At 60.3% G+C, this 16,590-nt stretch carries 13 protein-coding genes; 8 read left to right on the top strand and 5 right to left on the bottom strand.

The window, feature by feature from the left end:
• Positions 1-50: 50 nt before the first annotated feature.
• The 3 genes from pepN (at position 51) to J4E08_RS11200 (ending at position 4,742) form a co-directional block, all read left to right on the top strand.
• The gene (gene pepN, locus J4E08_RS11210; protein ID WP_349538569.1) at positions 51-2,609 is read left to right on the top strand and encodes an aminopeptidase N; all 2,559 of its coding nucleotides are present in this window, start codon (positions 51-53) and stop codon (positions 2,607-2,609) included.
• Between the two features lie 389 nt (positions 2,610-2,998).
• Positions 2,999-3,742 (top strand): SDR family oxidoreductase, encoded by a 744-nt coding sequence (locus tag J4E08_RS11205; protein WP_349538568.1) that lies wholly within the window; start codon positions 2,999-3,001, stop codon positions 3,740-3,742.
• Positions 3,743-3,878: 136 nt separating this feature from the next.
• Positions 3,879-4,742, top strand: coding sequence for a lysophospholipid acyltransferase family protein (locus J4E08_RS11200; RefSeq protein ID WP_183967203.1), 864 nt, complete (start codon positions 3,879-3,881; stop codon positions 4,740-4,742).
• Between the two features lie 59 nt (positions 4,743-4,801).
• Here J4E08_RS11200 and J4E08_RS11195 read toward each other — a convergent pair whose 3' ends face one another.
• Entirely contained in the window at positions 4,802-5,908 is a 1,107-nt protein-coding gene (locus tag J4E08_RS11195; protein WP_349538567.1) for a transglycosylase SLT domain-containing protein, read from the bottom strand.
• Between the two features lie 95 nt (positions 5,909-6,003).
• Here J4E08_RS11195 and J4E08_RS11190 point away from each other — a divergent pair, with 95 nt between their 5' ends.
• The 3 genes from J4E08_RS11190 (at position 6,004) to J4E08_RS11180 (ending at position 9,906) form a co-directional block, all read left to right on the top strand.
• Entirely contained in the window at positions 6,004-7,236 is a 1,233-nt protein-coding gene (locus J4E08_RS11190) for a hypothetical protein (RefSeq protein WP_349538566.1), read from the top strand.
• A gap of 87 nt (positions 7,237-7,323) precedes the next feature.
• Positions 7,324-8,841 (top strand): Asp-tRNA(Asn)/Glu-tRNA(Gln) amidotransferase subunit GatB, encoded by a 1,518-nt coding sequence (gene gatB / locus J4E08_RS11185; RefSeq protein WP_349538565.1) that lies wholly within the window; start codon positions 7,324-7,326, stop codon positions 8,839-8,841.
• A gap of 438 nt (positions 8,842-9,279) precedes the next feature.
• A complete protein-coding gene (locus J4E08_RS11180) occupies positions 9,280-9,906 on the top strand; it encodes a J domain-containing protein (protein ID WP_183967197.1) in 627 nt (208 codons plus the stop codon).
• Positions 9,907-10,197: 291 nt separating this feature from the next.
• On the opposite strand, the gene msrB is transcribed toward J4E08_RS11180, so the two are convergent.
• Both msrB and J4E08_RS11170 read right to left on the bottom strand, forming a co-directional pair.
• The gene (msrB, locus tag J4E08_RS11175) at positions 10,198-10,668 is read right to left on the bottom strand and encodes a peptide-methionine (R)-S-oxide reductase MsrB (protein WP_349538564.1); all 471 of its coding nucleotides are present in this window, start codon (positions 10,666-10,668) and stop codon (positions 10,198-10,200) included.
• 200 nt (positions 10,669-10,868) lie between these two features.
• Positions 10,869-11,432, bottom strand: coding sequence for a fasciclin domain-containing protein (locus J4E08_RS11170; RefSeq protein ID WP_349538563.1), 564 nt, complete (start codon positions 11,430-11,432; stop codon positions 10,869-10,871).
• Positions 11,433-11,785: 353 nt separating this feature from the next.
• Between J4E08_RS11170 and J4E08_RS11165 the strand changes: the two genes are divergently transcribed.
• Positions 11,786-13,159: an L-serine ammonia-lyase gene (locus J4E08_RS11165; RefSeq protein WP_183967191.1), complete on the top strand. Its 1,374-nt coding sequence runs from the start codon at positions 11,786-11,788 to the stop codon at positions 13,157-13,159.
• Positions 13,160-13,576: 417 nt separating this feature from the next.
• The gene (locus J4E08_RS11160) at positions 13,577-14,317 is read left to right on the top strand and encodes a YoaK family protein (RefSeq protein WP_349538562.1); all 741 of its coding nucleotides are present in this window, start codon (positions 13,577-13,579) and stop codon (positions 14,315-14,317) included.
• A 160-nt stretch (positions 14,318-14,477) separates the two neighbouring features.
• Here the strand turns inward: J4E08_RS11160 and J4E08_RS11155 are convergent, their stop codons facing one another.
• Together J4E08_RS11155 and J4E08_RS11150 are read right to left on the bottom strand one after the other, a co-directional pair.
• On the bottom strand, positions 14,478-15,038 hold the full coding sequence (locus tag J4E08_RS11155) for an XRE family transcriptional regulator (protein ID WP_183967187.1): 561 nt from the start codon (positions 15,036-15,038) through the stop codon (positions 14,478-14,480).
• Positions 15,039-15,646: 608 nt separating this feature from the next.
• The gene (locus tag J4E08_RS11150) at positions 15,647-16,522 is read right to left on the bottom strand and encodes an endonuclease/exonuclease/phosphatase family protein (RefSeq protein ID WP_349538561.1); all 876 of its coding nucleotides are present in this window, start codon (positions 16,520-16,522) and stop codon (positions 15,647-15,649) included.
• Between the last annotated feature and the right edge of the window lie 68 nt (positions 16,523-16,590).

Raw genomic sequence — 16,590 nt, 5'->3', positions numbered from 1 at the left:
ACTTCAGCAACGGCGCGGGTTCCATCGTGTCACCAAAAAAGGAGCACACCATGAAGGATCAAGTCCCCACCGCCCCGGAGACAGTCTTCCTCAAGGACTACACCCCCTTCGGCTGGATCGTCGAGGCTGTGCACCTCACCTTTCGCCTGTCTCCCGACGCAACACGTGTCCTGGCAAGCATCCACTTTGCACCGAACCCTGATGCCCCGGCGCAGGATTTCTTTTTGCACGGCGAAGACCTGAAATTGATCGAAGCCAGGATCGACGGCGTGGCCATCACGCCAGAGGTCACCGCGCGCGGCCTTACGGCGCAAGTGCCTGCCGGCCGCTTCCTGTGGGAATCCGAGGTCGAGATAGCGCCTGCGCAGAACACCGCGCTTGAGGGCCTTTACATGTCGGGCGGCATGTATTGCACCCAATGCGAGGCAGAAGGCTTTCGCAAGATCACCTACTATCCCGACCGCCCGGACGTGATGGCCACCTTCACTGTCCGGATCGAAGGCAAGGAGCCGGTCAAGCTGTCGAACGGGGACCCCGGCGACACCGGCGACACGTTTGCCGAATGGCACGACCCCTGGCCCAAGCCTGCGTATCTGTTCGCGCTCGTCGCCGGAGATCTGGTGAACCATCCCGATCACTTTACCACTGTCTCCGGCAAGGATGTGGAGTTGAACATCTGGGTCCGGCCCGGCGACGAGGACAAATGCGCCTTTGGCATGGACGCGCTGAAAAAGTCGATGAAATGGGATGAGGACGTTTACGGACGCGAATACGATCTTGATATCTTCAACATTGTGGCCGTCGACGACTTCAACATGGGCGCAATGGAGAACAAGGGGCTCAATATCTTCAACTCGTCTTGTGTGCTCGCCTCCCCCGAGACCTCCACGGACGCAAACTTCGAGCGTATCGAGGCGATCATCGCCCATGAGTACTTTCACAACTGGACAGGCAATCGCATCACCTGCCGCGACTGGTTCCAACTGTGCCTGAAGGAGGGGCTGACCGTCTATCGTGACAGCCAGTTCACCTCTGATATGCGCTCTGCCCCGGTGAAACGGATCGAGGATGTGATGGTTCTGCGCGCGCGCCAGTTCCCGGAGGACCAAGGACCGCTGTCGCACCCCGTGCGCCCTGAAAGCTTTCAGGAAATCAACAACTTCTACACCGCAACCGTCTATGAGAAAGGCGCCGAAGTCATCGGCATGCTGAAGCTGCTGGTGGGCGACGAGGCCTACGGCACGGCGCTCGACCTCTACTTTGAACGCCACGACGGCGACGCCGCCACCATTGAGGACTGGCTGCGCGTGTTCGAGGATGCCACCGGCCGCGATTTGGCGCAGTTCAAGCTCTGGTATTCGCAATCCGGCACGCCCCGCGTTTCCGTCACCGAGGATTTCGCCGAGGGCAGCTATACTTTGACCTTCAAACAGCACTCCCCCGACACGCCGAACCAGACAGACAAGCAGCCGCAGGTCATTCCCATGGCTGTTGGCCTGCTGAACCCCAATGGGGATGAAGTCGTGCCCACGACTGTGCTGGAACTCACCGAAACCACGCAGAGTTTTACCTTTGACGGGTTGTCGGCAAAGCCTGTGCCCTCGCTGCTGCGCGGCTTCTCTGCCCCGATCGTGCTGGAACGGACCACAACCGCGCAGGAAAAGGCGTTCCTGCTGGCGCATGACACCGACAGCTTCAACCGTTGGGAAGCCAACCGCGACCTCTCCCGCGAATGCCTTCTGGCGATGATCCTAGACGGCGCGGGTCCAGACACCGCATGGCTCGACGGCTTGGAAAACGTGCTGCGCGACGAAAGCTTAGACCCTGCCTATCGCGCCCTGATGCTGGCCGGGCCAAGCAATTCCGAGATGGCGCAGGTGTTACACGAACGCGGCCACACTCCCGATCCCGATGCGATCTACAACGCGGGGGAAACCCTGTCGCAGTTCCGCGCCGAACGCTGGGTGGATCTCTTGCCGCGCCTTTCCGAGGAGGCGCGCGTCACCGCCCCCTACGCCCCCGACGCAGAGCAATCGGGAAAGCGCTCGCTTGGCTCCGCAGTGCTTTCGCTGCAAACACGTCTGGATGGTGGAAAGGCCGCACAGGCGCAATTCGAGAGCGCCGACAACATGACCCATCAACTGAGCGCCTTGGCGCAGCTGGTGCGCGCGGGCAAGGGCGACACCGCCCTCGCCGCCTTCTACGACCAATGGCAGAACGACCGCCTGGTGATCGACAAGTGGTTCGGCCTGCAAATCGCCGCCTTGCCCCCCGAACAGGCCGTGGCCCGCACCGAAGCCCTGACAAACCACAAGGATTTCACCATCAAGAACCCCAACCGCTTCCGCGCGACACTGGGGGCTCTGTCCGGGTATCATGCGGCCTTCCACCAAAAGGATGGCGCGGGTTACGCATTGGTGGCGGACAAGCTGATCGCGCTGGACGACTTGAACCCGCAAACGACGGCCCGCATGTGTTCTGTCTTCCAGACGTGGACTCGCTACGATACGGACCGACAGGCGCTGATCCGCACCCAGCTGGAGCGTATCAAGTCAAAGCCAAACCTGAGCCGCGACACAGATGAGATGGTAAGCCGTATCCTAGGCTGACACACCGACAGGAACGTGCCCGTCATGGCGCAGACCGTGCAGTGGGATACGGGTGATCCGAGTTGGTCTTGACCAAAGTGGCCGCGATGAATTTCATCGCGGCCACTTTTTGACACGCAAGGAAAAGCCACATATATGCGACGCCATTTCCTAGCACATACTTCGCGAACCGCCATTCAGGCAAAGTTCAATACTCTCGGCACCTCGGTAACACGCCGCGTTTTATCAACATGCTTGGTGGGACGCTCTCCGACCGATCCAGATGCGTAACACCCTCCATACCTTCAGTGCGGACTTGCCGCTGCTACCCGTAGCAGTTTAATTGGCCTCAGCTTTCAGGCGTGTTGCCACATGCCTGATGAGCTGTTGCCCAAGGAACAGGAGCGGGGATGACTGGACTTCTAATTGTGACCGGTGCCTCCGCAGGAATTGGCGCTGCCACCGCGCGCAATGCGGCCTTCAACGGGTGGTCGCGGATCGTGGTGCACTATGGTCAGGACAAGGCCGGAGCGGAGGACACCGCCGCCGTGGTCGAAAGCATGGGCGCGCGGGCCTATCTTTTTCAGGCTGACGTGACAAAGCCCAAGGCCGTCGCGCGCATGTTCGTGAAACTGGCCGAGATGAAGCCCGGGCGCGTCGGTCTGCTCAACAACGCTGGCATCGTTTCGCCGCCCGGATCGATCATGGATTTGACACCGGAGCGTGTCGAAAAGGTCTTTGCCGTCAACTGCTTTGGCGCGATCGAGGTGGCGCGCCAGACCGTTGGCCTGATACGGGACTGGGGAAAAGGCGGCGCCATCGTGAACATCTCAAGCGCGGCGGCTCGGCTCGGAGCGCCCGACATGTACATTGACTACGCAGCGACCAAAGGGGCCATTGATACCTTCACGCTTGGCCTCGCCGATGAACTCGCGCCTGAGGGCATCCGCGTGAACGGCATTCGCCCCGGCATTATCGATACCGGCATCCACGCCAAAGGCGGCGTGCCCGATCGACTCGAAAAGATTGGCAAATCACCCCCCATGGGCCGGCCCGGCACAGCAGATGAAATCGCCGAAGCCGCGCTCTGGCTGTTGTCGGAACGGGCATCTTACGTGACGCGCTCGGTCCTTGATGTCACAGGTGGGCGCTGATATCGCCTAGCCAAGACGCTGTTTTTCACTCTGCGCATGGTCGTCGGCTCGCAAAGTGTTATATATCTGTGCAACTGGACTTATGGCGGCGTGTCTGTCATGAAATCTTTAACAAAAATGTGATCTCGGCAGATATATGAAAGACCGCATAGACCCTTTGATCGAGGAACGCGCGCCCTGGTTCAACCGGGACACCGTGGCCGTTGCTGCGTGGCGCCGTATTCTGGAGCGTCTGTTGCAGTACCAGCGCACGCTCGACGTGGCGGGTGAGCTCGAACATATCAGCGCGCAGGATGGCTTTCGCCTGCTGGGTGACATTATTTACCGCGATGTGCAGATCACCGGATTGGACAACATCCCGCGTCAAGGTCCGGCCCTGATCGTGTCGAACCACCCCACCGGGCTGGCCGATGGCGTAATGTTGTACAATGCTTTGGCTGACATTCGCCCGGACGCCTACTTCTTCGCCAACAAGGACGTTGTGCGCGTTCTCCCACAGCTCGATGATATCGTTTGCCCGGTGGAATGGCGCAAGGAGCAACGCTCTCACGCCAAAACGCGTGAGACGATGGCCTACTGCCGCGACGCGGTGGAAAAGGGCCGGCTTGGGGTGATTTTCCCCTCCGGGCGCTTGGCCAAACGGCGTGGGCTGTCTCTGCATGAACGGCCCTGGATGGCCTCCGCTGCGATGATCGCGCGCAAGCTGGACCTGCCGGTGATCCCGGTCAACATCCGCGCGCGCAACTCGGCCATGTTCTACCTGTTCGATATCCTGCATCCCACGCTGCGAGACATATCCCTCTTCCACGAGACACTGAACAAAGCACGCCAGCCCTTCCGCATCACCATTGGTGAGCCGATTTCTCCCTCAGCACTGCCGGCAAAGTCCGAAGAGGGTATCGAAATGCTGCGACGCGCCACCTTGGCCTTGGGTGGGCCGAAGGCCCCGGCGGTGTCATTGCTGGACGCCACGCGCCGCCCCAGCTGGCGCAAAGCCTGATAAAACCCGAAAGGCCCCCGAATCGGGGGCCCTTTTGTAATCTGCGCCGCGTTCGACGATCAACTTTCAGATTGTGTGCTGATCACAGGGATCGCATCGTAGGCTTCCTGGAACTTTTCGATCTGCGGACCCAACGTTTGTGGCAAAAGCCGTTCCGCGTAGGCACGGGCGAGCACCGCAACTGGGCGCACCAATGGCCGAATATCTGCGAACTCCGCCATCTGGGCATTCTGCTTTTCCTGTTCGAAGCGCACCATCAGCCCCTCATCGCGGGCGACAGGACGCAGCGATTTGCCCAAGCCTTGGCAGTAGGACTGCGACTTCGTCCAGTTCATGATGTCCTGACGTTTGCGGCGCGAGTGGAATGGCCCCCAGTCAGCTGCCACACCACGCATGTTAGAGCTGACAACCTGATCGCGCTCCACCGTCACCGCCATGATTCGCAAAGCGCAGGACAGGTTATCCTCAGGATCTTTGAGGGCATTTCCGGACCGAGCCTTGCAGCCATAACCGCGCGCCGTCCCTGGCAGGATTTGCGTCAAACCATACCAAAGACCTCCGCCTCCGACGGCCGTGGGACGATGGGTGCTTTCATGCCACGCCACCGAAGAAATCAACCCAACCCAAAAGGCTTCGCGCTGTTCGCGGCTTGCGGTTGTATACGCAGGGCAGTAGTTATCGATATCCGCGGGTACGATATCGGGTAGATTGTGGGCATGGGATCGCAAGGCCTTGAGAGAGGCCATGGTCCAGCTTTTACGGCCGGGTTTTTCATCCCAGCGGGCTTCGGGCACCGTAAAACGGCGAGTGACGGGGCGCAACGAAACAGAGACCGCCTGGTCCGAAATGACTTCAGGCGCGTTTAACTCGGCCTGCATTGGCAACGGATTTGCATCCGCTGTCGACACGACCGACAATGTCCCGATGAGCGTGATAAGGGCAGCAACACGCAACATGACGCCGGGAACCTGCCTACAATTGTCGTAAAATTCAAGTCTGCCTTGATCGCCTGGTTGGCAGAGCCTTGCCGAACTATGGCGGAATACGGCGCATGGACCAGTGCCCTGCAGCGCCAGCGCCCCACATCCGCGGATGCCCAAGCCTCGCCGAACAATGAACGACGGCCGGTCGCTTGTTCTTCTAGAACGCGCCTTCTTTTGGTCCATTTGAGCAGCCAATGTGCAGCTCTGAAACTCTTTCAAACCACGTATATTCCATTGGCTTTTGTCATATTGTCCGCATTCGTAATTAGAGGAGCCCCATGAATCTGCATCGGCCCACAACGCCACATCCCGTCTTTGACCCTGCGCGCTTGGCCTTGGTCCGGAGTGCGGGTGAAAAGGCCGTTCCGCCTTTGCGCCCGCGTGTGGATATTCCGGTCCGCGACCCCTGCCCCGATGCCGAAGACCGCGCACGTCATCACAGCCGTGGGCGGTTTCTGGCCCGCCAGGAGGCTTGGGATCAGCTGGCCAAGGAGATGCGCGAAGCCGAATCGGCAAAGCTGCTCACCCCCGGGCTGGCCCCCGTGACCATGTGTTTGGCCGAAGGCGCGCGGTCCGATGTCTGCACTGCCGCCCGCAAGGCTGTCGCCCGCGGCGAACCGCAGCGGGTCGTGACCACGCTGCGCGCTTTCGAGGCCAGCCTCGCTGACGAAGACCCCGAAGACTTGCCTTTGCTCTATTACATCCTTGCCATGGCGCATGTGGAAACCGCCGGTGCCTGGCGCGGTGCATCTCCTGCGGCGAAGCTCGCGCAGCAACGGCGCAGCGCCTATGTCCAGCACATGCGCGCGGCTCAGGCGCTCGCTGACCGCTTCGATCCGTTCGAACATAACACGATCCTCTGGGCCGCGTTGCGCTGCGCGGTGCTGGAGGCCGACGCAAACCCTGCGTCACGGATGGCCGACGACTACGAAGATTTCATCGAAATGGATCCGCGCCTGCCCGCCTCCATGCGTGCCCTTGGCCGCAACGCACGTCCTCGCCGCTTTGGCAGTTGGGAGGTCTTGGAAAACGAGGCGCGTCGCGTGGCCATGCAAACCGCAGACGTCTGGGGCGTCGGTGGCTACACTTGGGTGTACATCGGCGCTTTGGAACGCGATGCCGGGGCCTTCCGCCGCCTCGACGCGGAACTCTTCATTGCAGGTTTACACGACGTTCTGGCGCGCTTTCCGACGCAGGACATGGCCAATCGGCTTGCGGCCTTCACCGGGCTGACGGTCGGCGGTCCCTCTGAACCCGGCTCCTCGCGTCGCCGCGTGGCGGACGCCCTTGGCTGGATCACACAAGACCACCTGCGCGAACTACACCCCGTCATCTGGGCCGAGGCGCCAACCCCCGGTCGCCCCCTGCCCGGCGACAGCACTCAGGACCCGTCCAAGCGGGGCCGCATCCGGGCGAACTCTGCGCTGGGGGAATTCTATGCGCCGGCATTGAACGCCGGCCGCCGATTGGTGTTCTCCGCTGACGGTGTGCGCATGTTGAAGGGCGACTGAGCCACGCGGACCTTGCCCCCGCGCCCCTCCTGAATTATTCCGCCTCTCAACTCTGCCCCTATCCGCCCGAGCCCGAGAGGACGTGCCATGCTGGACCTGACCTATGAGACCCCCAAGCCCAAGGTGATCGCGGGCGCGAAGCACGACTGGGAACTGGTGATCGGTATGGAGGTCCACGCCCAGATCGCCACCGAGGCCAAGCTGTTTTCCGGCGCATCGACAAAATTCGGTGCCGAGCCGAACTCCAACGTGTCTTTCGTCGACGCCGCCATGCCGGGGATGTTGCCGGTCATCAACGAATACTGCATCGAACAAGCGGTACGCACGGGTCTGGGTCTGAAGGCCGAGATCAATTTGAAGTCGGCGTTTGACCGTAAGAACTACTTCTACCCCGACCTGCCTCAGGGCTATCAAATCTCTCAACTTTATCACCCACTGGTGGGCGAAGGCGAAATTCTGGTGGATATGGAGCCGGGAATCGCGCGTCTGGTGCGCGTTGAACGCATTCACGTCGAACAGGATGCAGGCAAATCGATCCACGATATGGACCCGAACATGTCCTTCGTCGATCTCAACCGTACCGGTGTCGCGCTGATGGAGATCGTCTCCCGCCCCGACATCCGTGGTCCGGAGGAAGCCGCCGCCTACATTGCCAAGCTGCGGCAGATCCTGCGCTATCTGGGCACCTGTGATGGCAACATGCAGAATGGTAATCTGCGCGCAGATGTGAACGTGTCCATCTGCCGCCCCGGCCAATACGAGAAGTATCAGGAAACGCAGGACTTCTCGCATCTCGGCACGCGCTGCGAGATCAAGAACATGAACTCCATGCGCTTTATCCAGATGGCGATCGACGTGGAGGCCAAGCGGCAGATTGCCATCATCGAGGCCGGCGGCACGATTGATCAGGAAACCCGTCTGTACGACCCGGACAAGAACGAAACGCGCTCCATGCGGTCCAAGGAAGAAGCGCATGATTACCGCTACTTCCCCTGCCCCGATCTGCTGCCGCTGGAGATAGAGCAAGGCTGGGTCGATGACATCGAAGCGTCTCTGCCGGAACTCCCCGACGAGAAGAAAGCGCGCTTCATCAAGGACTTTGGCCTGTCGGAATACGATGCCAACGTGCTGACCGCCGAAGTGGTGAACGCCGGCTATTTCGAGCAGGTCGTAACGGAGGCAGGCGACGGCAAGCTGTCCGCGAACTGGGTCATCAATGAGCTCTTTGGCCGCCTGAAAAAGGACGACAAGGACATCAAGGACAGCCCGGTCAGCCCCATGCAGCTCGCCGGTGTTATCAAGCTGATCAAATCGGACGCCATCTCCGGCAAGATTGCCAAGGATTTGTTTGAAATTGTCTACACCGAAGGCGGCGACCCGGAAGTCATCGTCGAAGAACGTGGCATGAAACAGGTCACCGACACCGGCGCAATCGAAGCCGCGGTGGACGAGATCATCGCCGCCAACCCGGCGCAGGTCGAAAAAGCCAAACAGAACCCCAAACTGGCAGGCTGGTTCGTTGGGCAGGTCATGAAAGCCACGGGCGGCAAGGCCAACCCCAAGGCCGTAAACGAGCTTGTCGCGGCGAAGCTCGCTCAAGCATAACGGACTCCGCCTGAAACAGTATTTTGAACGGGGTCTCCACGAGGCCCCGTTTTTTCTTGCCGTCGGCATCCATACCCCTGTTCACGGCACGCTCAGCGGCAACCGCCGCGCCGATTCAACAGGGACGCTCACGGCGACCACAGTCTGGGCCCCTCCTCCCGATGGACAGGACCACAAAGACCGTAGGCAATCCTCACCCACGCCTGCGCAGAAACCGTAAACACGCCAATCCACCTCGGATCGGCCTTCGCGCGCAGCCCTGACGGTCACACTTTTGGCGCGTGCCAGCTCCGAGATGACTGCCTATCCCCAACCGTCAGGCGGAGGCTTGCCATCCCTTCTCACGATGTTGCGCGCGCGGCATTTTTTTTGTCGTCAAGACCTGTAATCGCGGCCCGAATTGTCTAAAGTCCAGCGTCCGAGTCGAGAGAGGTTGAAATGAGCAGATCCGATCCCTTCGGTTTCGATATGTCGATCAAGTCCGCCAAGAAAAAGAACCCGCGCGGGCGGCGTGGCATGACCGGCGAGTCCGAAACCTCGCAGCGCGTGTGCGAACACGAGGGCTGCGACCAGCCGGGCAAGTTCCGGGCCCCCAAGGCCCCCGATGTGTTGGATGATTTCTATTGGTTCTGCAAGGACCACGTCCGCGAATACAACGCCAAGTGGTCCTTCTTTGATGGCAAGACCGAAGCTGAAATGAACGCCCAGGAATCCTCCGACAAGGTCTGGGAAAGAAAGACAAAAGACTGGCGCGACCCGGAGGCAAAGGCTTGGGCGCGGCTGGGAATCGAGGACCCGCATCAGGTTCTCGGTGACAATGCAACGCGCAACCCTGGCCGCGCCAAGGCCGGTGGCACCCGCAAACTGCCTCCGACCGAGCGTAAGGCGCTGGAGATTCTCGATGCCAAGGACAACATGACCAAGGCCGAGATTCGCAAGGCTTACAAGAAGTTGATCAAGGTGCTGCACCCCGACATCAATGGTGGGGATCGCAGCCAGGAAGATCAGCTGCAAGAAGTCGTCTGGGCATGGGACCAGATCAAGGATTCGCGCTCTTTCAAATAGGGCGCGGGCCAAGATGGTCAGGTCTGGCTTTGCCGATCTTCAATCTGAAAAACGGCCCGCTCCTGCGTAAGGGGCGGGCCGTTTGCCATATGGAACGACAAGGAGAGCTGTGAACCACTTGGGAAGCGCGCGGCGCACCACCACCTATGGTTGAAAAAATTGTAGACAGGCGGTTCAGCATATCCTAGCCTTGGATCAGGTCGTTTCGGGTATTGTCCGAACATCTCCCACCACTCACAGAAGTGCCGTAGACCACGGGCCTCGCGATCGCGCCGGGCCCGTGGCGTCGCGTCAGGCCGGCTTGAACGTCAAGGATACGCCGTTCAGGCAGTGTCGTTCGCCCGTCGGCTCCGGCCCATCGTCAAAAATATGCCCCAGGTGGGATCCGCAGCGGCGGCAATGCACCTCTGTGCGGACCATGAAGAATTTGCGATCGGCTTTCGTCTCCACTGCATTGTCCAATGGCTTCCAGAATGACGGCCAGCCGGTGCCGCTCTCGTATTTCGTCTCGGATGGGTACAACGGCAGATCACAGCCCTTGCACAGGAACGTGCCGTCACGCTTTTCGTCATTGAGCGGCGAGGTGAAAGCTCGCTCTGTGCCTTCTTTGCGCATGACCTTGTATTCAAGGTCGTTCAACATGGCGCGCCATTCCTGTTCGGCGCGCGTCACCTCGAAACCGCCAGCGGCTTGGGGGCGGGTGGTCAGGGCGGCAGCCAGCACAGAGGCCGCGCCAGTCCCCAGGAAAATACGTCTGTTCATGTGGCTCCTCCAGAGTTTGTTCCAAGGTGGGAGCGGAATGCCAATCAGGCAAGCCACGTCCCCGTGAGCGTATTCCACGTGTCGACCCAGCACAGCCTTGCACGTCATGTCGAAGGCACCAACGTCCTCCCGCAAACACGCCAAAGCGCTTGCGGGAGGACGAAGATGACCGGGGTACTGCCCCCCGGCCTTTGAGGGCCTTATTGCTTGGGCAGCAGAACGCGGTCGATGACGTGGATCACACCATTTGATTGCTGAACGTCGGCCACGGTCACGGTCGCTTCGCGGCCGTTTTCGTCGGTCAGCGTGATCATGTCCCCGTCCATCTTCGCCTGCAGGGTGCAGCCGCCAACGGTCGGAACCGGGTGCATGCCGCCATCATCCGCAATCATGCCGGCAATTGCGTCGGACATCGCATTGGCAGGCACCACGTGGCAGGTCAGGATTTTCGCCAATTGGTCCTTGTTTTCGTCCATCATCAGCGCGCCGAGGCTTTCTTCGGAGATCATGCCAAACGCTTTGTCAGTCGGCGCGAACACGGTAAACGGACCTTCGGAATTCAGCGTATCCACCAAGCCCGCCTGCTGCACAGCAGCAACCAGAGTGGTGTGGATCGGGGAGTTCACGGCATTTTCGACGATGGTCTTGTCAGCGAACATGGCCGCGCCGCCCACCATCGGGTTACCGGTCTCGGAATGGCTTTCGGCCATTGCGCCGGTTGCGGTCAGGGCGGCTGCGATGATGCTCAGTGTCAGGGTTTTCATAGGGTGTTCCTCCAGGTCAGATTATTCAGTGCCGCGAACCACTTTGGCCTCACGGTTGCCTAGAGCCACGAAAGACACGCGCATGAAGTTTCGAGAAATTTCAATTATTCACTTCACGCTCGCGTGTTCTTGCGCCACGCGACGCCAAGCCGCTTTTCAGAGCGCGCGCGGCGTTTTTGTATGCGGGTTATGCTGCAAGTCAGGCATGATGTGCCCATGACCTATGTTTTGCCCCGCGCGCCTGACACCGCCCCTATGACAAAACGGATCGCTGACCGGCGGCTCCGTTTCAGGCCGTCGGCGTGCGCTGGCCCCAAACACTCTGCCCAGCCTCCAGAAGGAAGTGCCTCCTGATGTTTCTCTCCGTCTTCGACATGTTCAAGGTGGGCATCGGCCCATCGTCGTCCCACACAATGGGCCCGATGGTCGCCGGGGCGCGGTTTCTCGACAAGCTGCGCGCCCTGCCCTTCGCCGCCCACGGCGTGCGCGCGTCGCTTTATGGCTCGCTGGCCTTCACCGGTGTGGGCCATGCAACCGACCGCGCGACGGTGCTTGGGTTGGCGGGCTTCACGCCAGAAGCCTACGACAACGACAAGGCAGAGGAGACATTGGCCAAAATCCGCGAGACCGGCCAACTGACGCCGGGTGGCTTGTCGCCGCTGGCCTTCGATCCGGAGAATGGTCTGCGCTTTGATTTCGGTCCGGCCCTGCCCGGTCATGCCAATGGCATGGTGCTCGAAGCCCTCGATGCCCAAGGCGACGTGATCTTGCAGGAAACGTATTACTCCGTCGGTGGTGGCTTCGTGTTGACCGCGGACGAGCTGGCCGCTGGTAAGGACACAGACGACGGCGCGCCCGTGCCCTATCCGTTCAAATCGGCCAACGAGATGCTGGAGATGGCGCAAAGCTCAGGCAAAAGCATAGCCGAGATGAAGCGCGCCAATGAAATTTCCCGTGGCAGCAGCGCACGTCTTGACGATGGAATCGCGCGCATCTGGCAGGTGATGGAGGATTGCATCGACCGGGGCCTTGAAGGTCAGGGCATCCTGCCCGGTGGCCTGAGCGTCAAGCGGCGCGCGCGCAACATCCATGAACAGCTGTTGGCAGAGCGCGGCACCAACATGGCCGTGCCCCACGTGTGCAACGACTGGATGAGCGTCTACGCCATGGCGGTGAATGAGGAGAACGCCGCCGGTGGGCAGGTCGTCACCGCCCCGACCAATGGCGCGGCGGGCGTGGTGCCTGCTGTGATCCGCTACTGGCTGGACCATGTGCCCGGCGCGACACGCTCCCGCATTCCCGAATTTCTGCTGACGGCAGCCGCCATCGGTGGCCTGGTGAAATACAACGCATCGATTTCTGGCGCAGAAGCAGGATGCCAGGCGGAGGTCGGAAGCGCCGCGGCCATGGCCGCGGCAGGTCTTTCCGCCGTCATGGGCGCGACCCCGCAACAGGTGGAAAACGCGGCTGAGATCGCGCTGGAACACCACCTCGGCATGACCTGTGATCCGGTCAAGGGGCTGGTGCAGGTGCCTTGTATCGAACGCAACGGTCTGGGCGCGATCAAGGCCGTCTCTGCTGCGTCTTTGGCGATCAGGGGCGACGGCACCCACTTTGTGCCGCTCGACTCCGCCATCGAAACCATGCGCCAGACCGGACAGGACATGCATGAAAAGTACAAGGAAACCTCTCTCGGAGGGCTTGCTGTGAACATCCCCAATTGCTGACCAAACGTGGGAAGAGGGCGCTGTCGCCGCATAAAGGTACACCCGAAGCTCCACCGCCGCAAAGCAAGCAGGACTAATCTTCAGATCTTCGGGCTCTAGATATATCTGGGGTGCCCACAAATCGTGTTTGGCCTCATTGATCCCAAACGTCTCCATCTAGGCAGCTATCGAAGGTAATCCGGGGTCTTTAGAGGGGCAGCGCCGCTTGCTCATTGTCGCTGTCTCGCACGGTGCCGCTGTGTCGTCGGCTCTGAAAAACTGGGGCATGCGCCATTTCCGGGTGGCCCCGGTGGTTTCCGGAACTTAAGGTCTTAGAAGGTGGCCATGATTGCGGTGAATGCCTTCCCGAAATGGTCGATGATCCTTGTGGTGATGTGCCCTAAGCCGCAAAGGATTGCGTAGGCCGCACGGCCGGTCGTGGAAACGCTGCCAGCCCAAGAGATACAATCATCTGGAAGTCTGATGCTTATCAAAGTTGGCGATGCCCGCACCTCGAATATTGATCTGGTTCTGGCGGGCCTGCTCTCTTCAATCGCGGGTGCGCTGAACGCTGTCGGATTTCTTATCGCCGGAACCTTCACGGCAAACATGACGGGAAACATCTCGGCCTTCGCCGACCACATCGCGAATGGCGCGCTCACAATCGCATTTTCCTTTTTGGGGTTGGTGGCGGCCTTTATCTGCGGTGCAGCCATGGCGGCCCTGGCTATTCAAGCTGGTGAACGCCGGCAACTCCGGTCAATCTACGCGCTGGTGATTTCAGCCGAGGCCGTCGTTCTTTTACTGGTCGGCACCGAGCTTGCCATGACATCCGCCACAGAGCACGAGACATTTCTGGTCATTGTCCTCAGTTTTGTGATGGGTCTTCAAAACGCTGCGACGACGATGATTTCGCGGGCGCGCGTTCGAACGACCCATGTGTCGGGAATGGCGACCGATATTGGCATAGAGTTTGCGGCACTGCTCGGAGGGGAAGCGTCACGACAAGAAGCCACGCCAAAGCTCCGCCTACACAGTCTGACACTGGCCTGTTTTGCTTTCGGGGGCTTTTGCGGGGCGCTGTTGTTTCAAATCGTAGGAAGCTGGCTGTTCATCATCGCCGCTCTGTCTTTGCTGTTCATAGCAGTGCCCGAAGCCGTCAGAGCGCACCGTTCTTGAGGCCACCACGCAACGACCCTTTGGTTTATACGGCTCCAAACCGGACGTCGAAGCGCCGTTGGCATAGCGTGAAAGATCCCGCTTAGCCGACCACTCCTATGTCCCCCGCGGTACGGGGCTGCGTCGCCCTAGGCTGCCGCGCAGATTGCATTGTCCGCACCTAAACGCTGATCTTGCACAGCATGAACTTCGCCCCCTGCCCTTTTGCCGTGACAAAGCGGATTTCGCCGTGCCCTTTGTACCGCAGCGCATCACCCGGAGCGAGGTAATGCGCTTCGTTGTCGACGACGGCATGCAGGTACCCCGTCAACATCAACAGATGATGCTCCTGTCCGGCCACTTCCGGCGCTTCCTGTACCCAATGCGTGCCTGGGGTGATCTTGCACTCGACAACTTCGCCCGACAACGCGGCCGACGCCGGAGAAACAATCCGCCGCGAAAGACCGGTTTCACCATCGCGCCATAACGCCTGATCATCACGTCGGATCTGGGCAGCGAATCCGTCCTCCATCATCGACATCAGACGCGACAAGGTCATCTCATGCGCTGCCGCAAGGCGGTTCAGCACATCTGCCGAAGGGCTGACCTCGGCATTCTCAAGCCGTGACAGAGCGGCACGAGACACGCCACTGGCCGCAGCCAGTTGATCCAAAGTCCAACCACGGGCCGCGCGCAGGACAGACAGCCGCGCAGCCAGGCGAACCGTCAGTTCGCTCTTCATTCGTTACATCCCCCCGGGAATCTATCCCGTTCCCGAGACTAGCTTGGATTCGCGAAAAAACGCAACCGCAGGGGATCGCCGCATCGGGTGATCCGCCTCATAGAGGGTAGAAGGTCTGGCCCCCTCTTGCAGACGCAATACGTTGGGCGCACCTATGCAAACCTCCCCCGGGTTCAAGCCGCCACCCTCGGACAAGGCTGGCACGCCATTGACCTGCGCGGATCGGGGCCCGTACATCTTGATACGGACACATCCGTACATATCGATACGGACAAACGCGTGATGTGCCCCTTGCGCACTCTGCTAAACGACCACATCAAACCAACCCGCCGGCACCAGAAACAAGCGGCCAGCCAGCACTTTCCGTTGGCTCGCAGCCCGCAAACCGAGGGCCACGCACTTTCCGCCAAGATCGAAATTTCGGTGAAGCGTCGCATTCTGGACAGACAGGACAAAGGCTTCGACCGACAGATGCTCGCCAATCGACATTCAGCGCAGGATCACCTTTGCGCTATTCAGGCCGCCGAAATCCGCCAATCAGATCGACTTTCGGCGGTTCAGATCATCACCGAAAGCCTCATTTCCCGAAGACATCGCATTCAGAAAGGTCAAAACCCGCCAAGCCGCGCCAAAACACCGTTGTGATCTGATCCGAGGGTCGGCATCTGTTCTACGCTGCCCAGACCGCTCGTCGTCAGAACATGGTCAATCCCAAGGTGCATCGGCACCGGCATATCCCCGAACGTATGCAGATGCTTGCCCACACGTTGGGTCCCAGAGGCCCGTGCCACCCGTTTCACCGTCCATGACCATGCCACGGAGTTGAAGTCACCCGCCAAAATGACCGGCCCCTCCAGCGCAAGAAGCTCATCCATCAGCCTGTCCACCTGATCTGGCTGGCGATAGGGCCAAGGCCAGGCGACATGCAAAGAAATGAGCCAGACCGGCCCGCTTGGTGTCTTGATCTGCACCCCCGCCAAACCATCCGGCGTCGAGCAGAACGCCGTTCCCGGCACCGAGGGAAACCGTGACAGGACCGCCTCGGTACTTTGCGATTGGGCTCGGCAAAGCTGCTGCGTTGGATAGGTCGCGCGCAACGCATCCGTAATGGCTTCATTGCGTTTCGAGACCTCCTGCAAGGTGATGAAGTCAGGTTCCAGCTCTGAAATCTGTGCCAGAAATGCAGCGTCCTCGGTCCGATTATACAGCAGGTTCTGCTGATAGAGCAGAAACTGCCCCGGCTCCAACCTTTGCGACGGCAGGCGCATCCACACATGCCAGCCCAACACCCCCAGCGCGACCAAGACCAGAGGCCAGCGCAACCACCGCGACCAATCCGTCCAGATCACCGCCAAAGCCGCCACGACAAGCAGCCCAACCCGGAAAACTGCAAGGCTGTCCCCGACGGGATGAATGCGCGCTCCGTAACTGGCGACCACAGCCAGCCAAGCCAAGACCGCTACCGCCTTAAGCACCACCTGCATCATTCTCACCTTCCCGTGACGCGCAAGCCCATTGACTTGCACAGGCCAACCGCCGCGACCATTGTTTG

The organism is Sagittula sp. NFXS13 (genome assembly GCF_040148795.1).
Lineage (GTDB): Bacteria > Pseudomonadota > Alphaproteobacteria > Rhodobacterales > Rhodobacteraceae > Sagittula > Sagittula marina.
The sequence above is the reverse complement of the archived record's forward strand: the minus strand, read 5'-3'. Positions and strand labels throughout refer to the sequence as shown.

Coding starts and splice junctions, on each gene's coding strand:
- pepN (WP_349538569.1), top strand. CDS start 51: ATGAAGGATCAAGTCCCCACCGCCCCGGAGACAGTCTTCCTCAAGGAC.
- J4E08_RS11205 (WP_349538568.1), top strand. CDS start 2,999: ATGACTGGACTTCTAATTGTGACCGGTGCCTCCGCAGGAATTGGCGCT.
- J4E08_RS11200 (WP_183967203.1), top strand. CDS start 3,879: ATGAAAGACCGCATAGACCCTTTGATCGAGGAACGCGCGCCCTGGTTC.
- J4E08_RS11195 (WP_349538567.1), bottom strand. CDS start 5,908: ATGGACCAAAAGAAGGCGCGTTCTAGAAGAACAAGCGACCGGCCGTCG.
- J4E08_RS11190 (WP_349538566.1), top strand. CDS start 6,004: ATGAATCTGCATCGGCCCACAACGCCACATCCCGTCTTTGACCCTGCG.
- gatB (WP_349538565.1), top strand. CDS start 7,324: ATGCTGGACCTGACCTATGAGACCCCCAAGCCCAAGGTGATCGCGGGC.
- J4E08_RS11180 (WP_183967197.1), top strand. CDS start 9,280: ATGAGCAGATCCGATCCCTTCGGTTTCGATATGTCGATCAAGTCCGCC.
- msrB (WP_349538564.1), bottom strand. CDS start 10,668: ATGAACAGACGTATTTTCCTGGGGACTGGCGCGGCCTCTGTGCTGGCT.
- J4E08_RS11170 (WP_349538563.1), bottom strand. CDS start 11,432: ATGAAAACCCTGACACTGAGCATCATCGCAGCCGCCCTGACCGCAACC.
- J4E08_RS11165 (WP_183967191.1), top strand. CDS start 11,786: ATGTTTCTCTCCGTCTTCGACATGTTCAAGGTGGGCATCGGCCCATCG.
- J4E08_RS11155 (WP_183967187.1), bottom strand. CDS start 15,038: ATGAAGAGCGAACTGACGGTTCGCCTGGCTGCGCGGCTGTCTGTCCTG.
- J4E08_RS11150 (WP_349538561.1), bottom strand. CDS start 16,522: ATGCAGGTGGTGCTTAAGGCGGTAGCGGTCTTGGCTTGGCTGGCTGTG.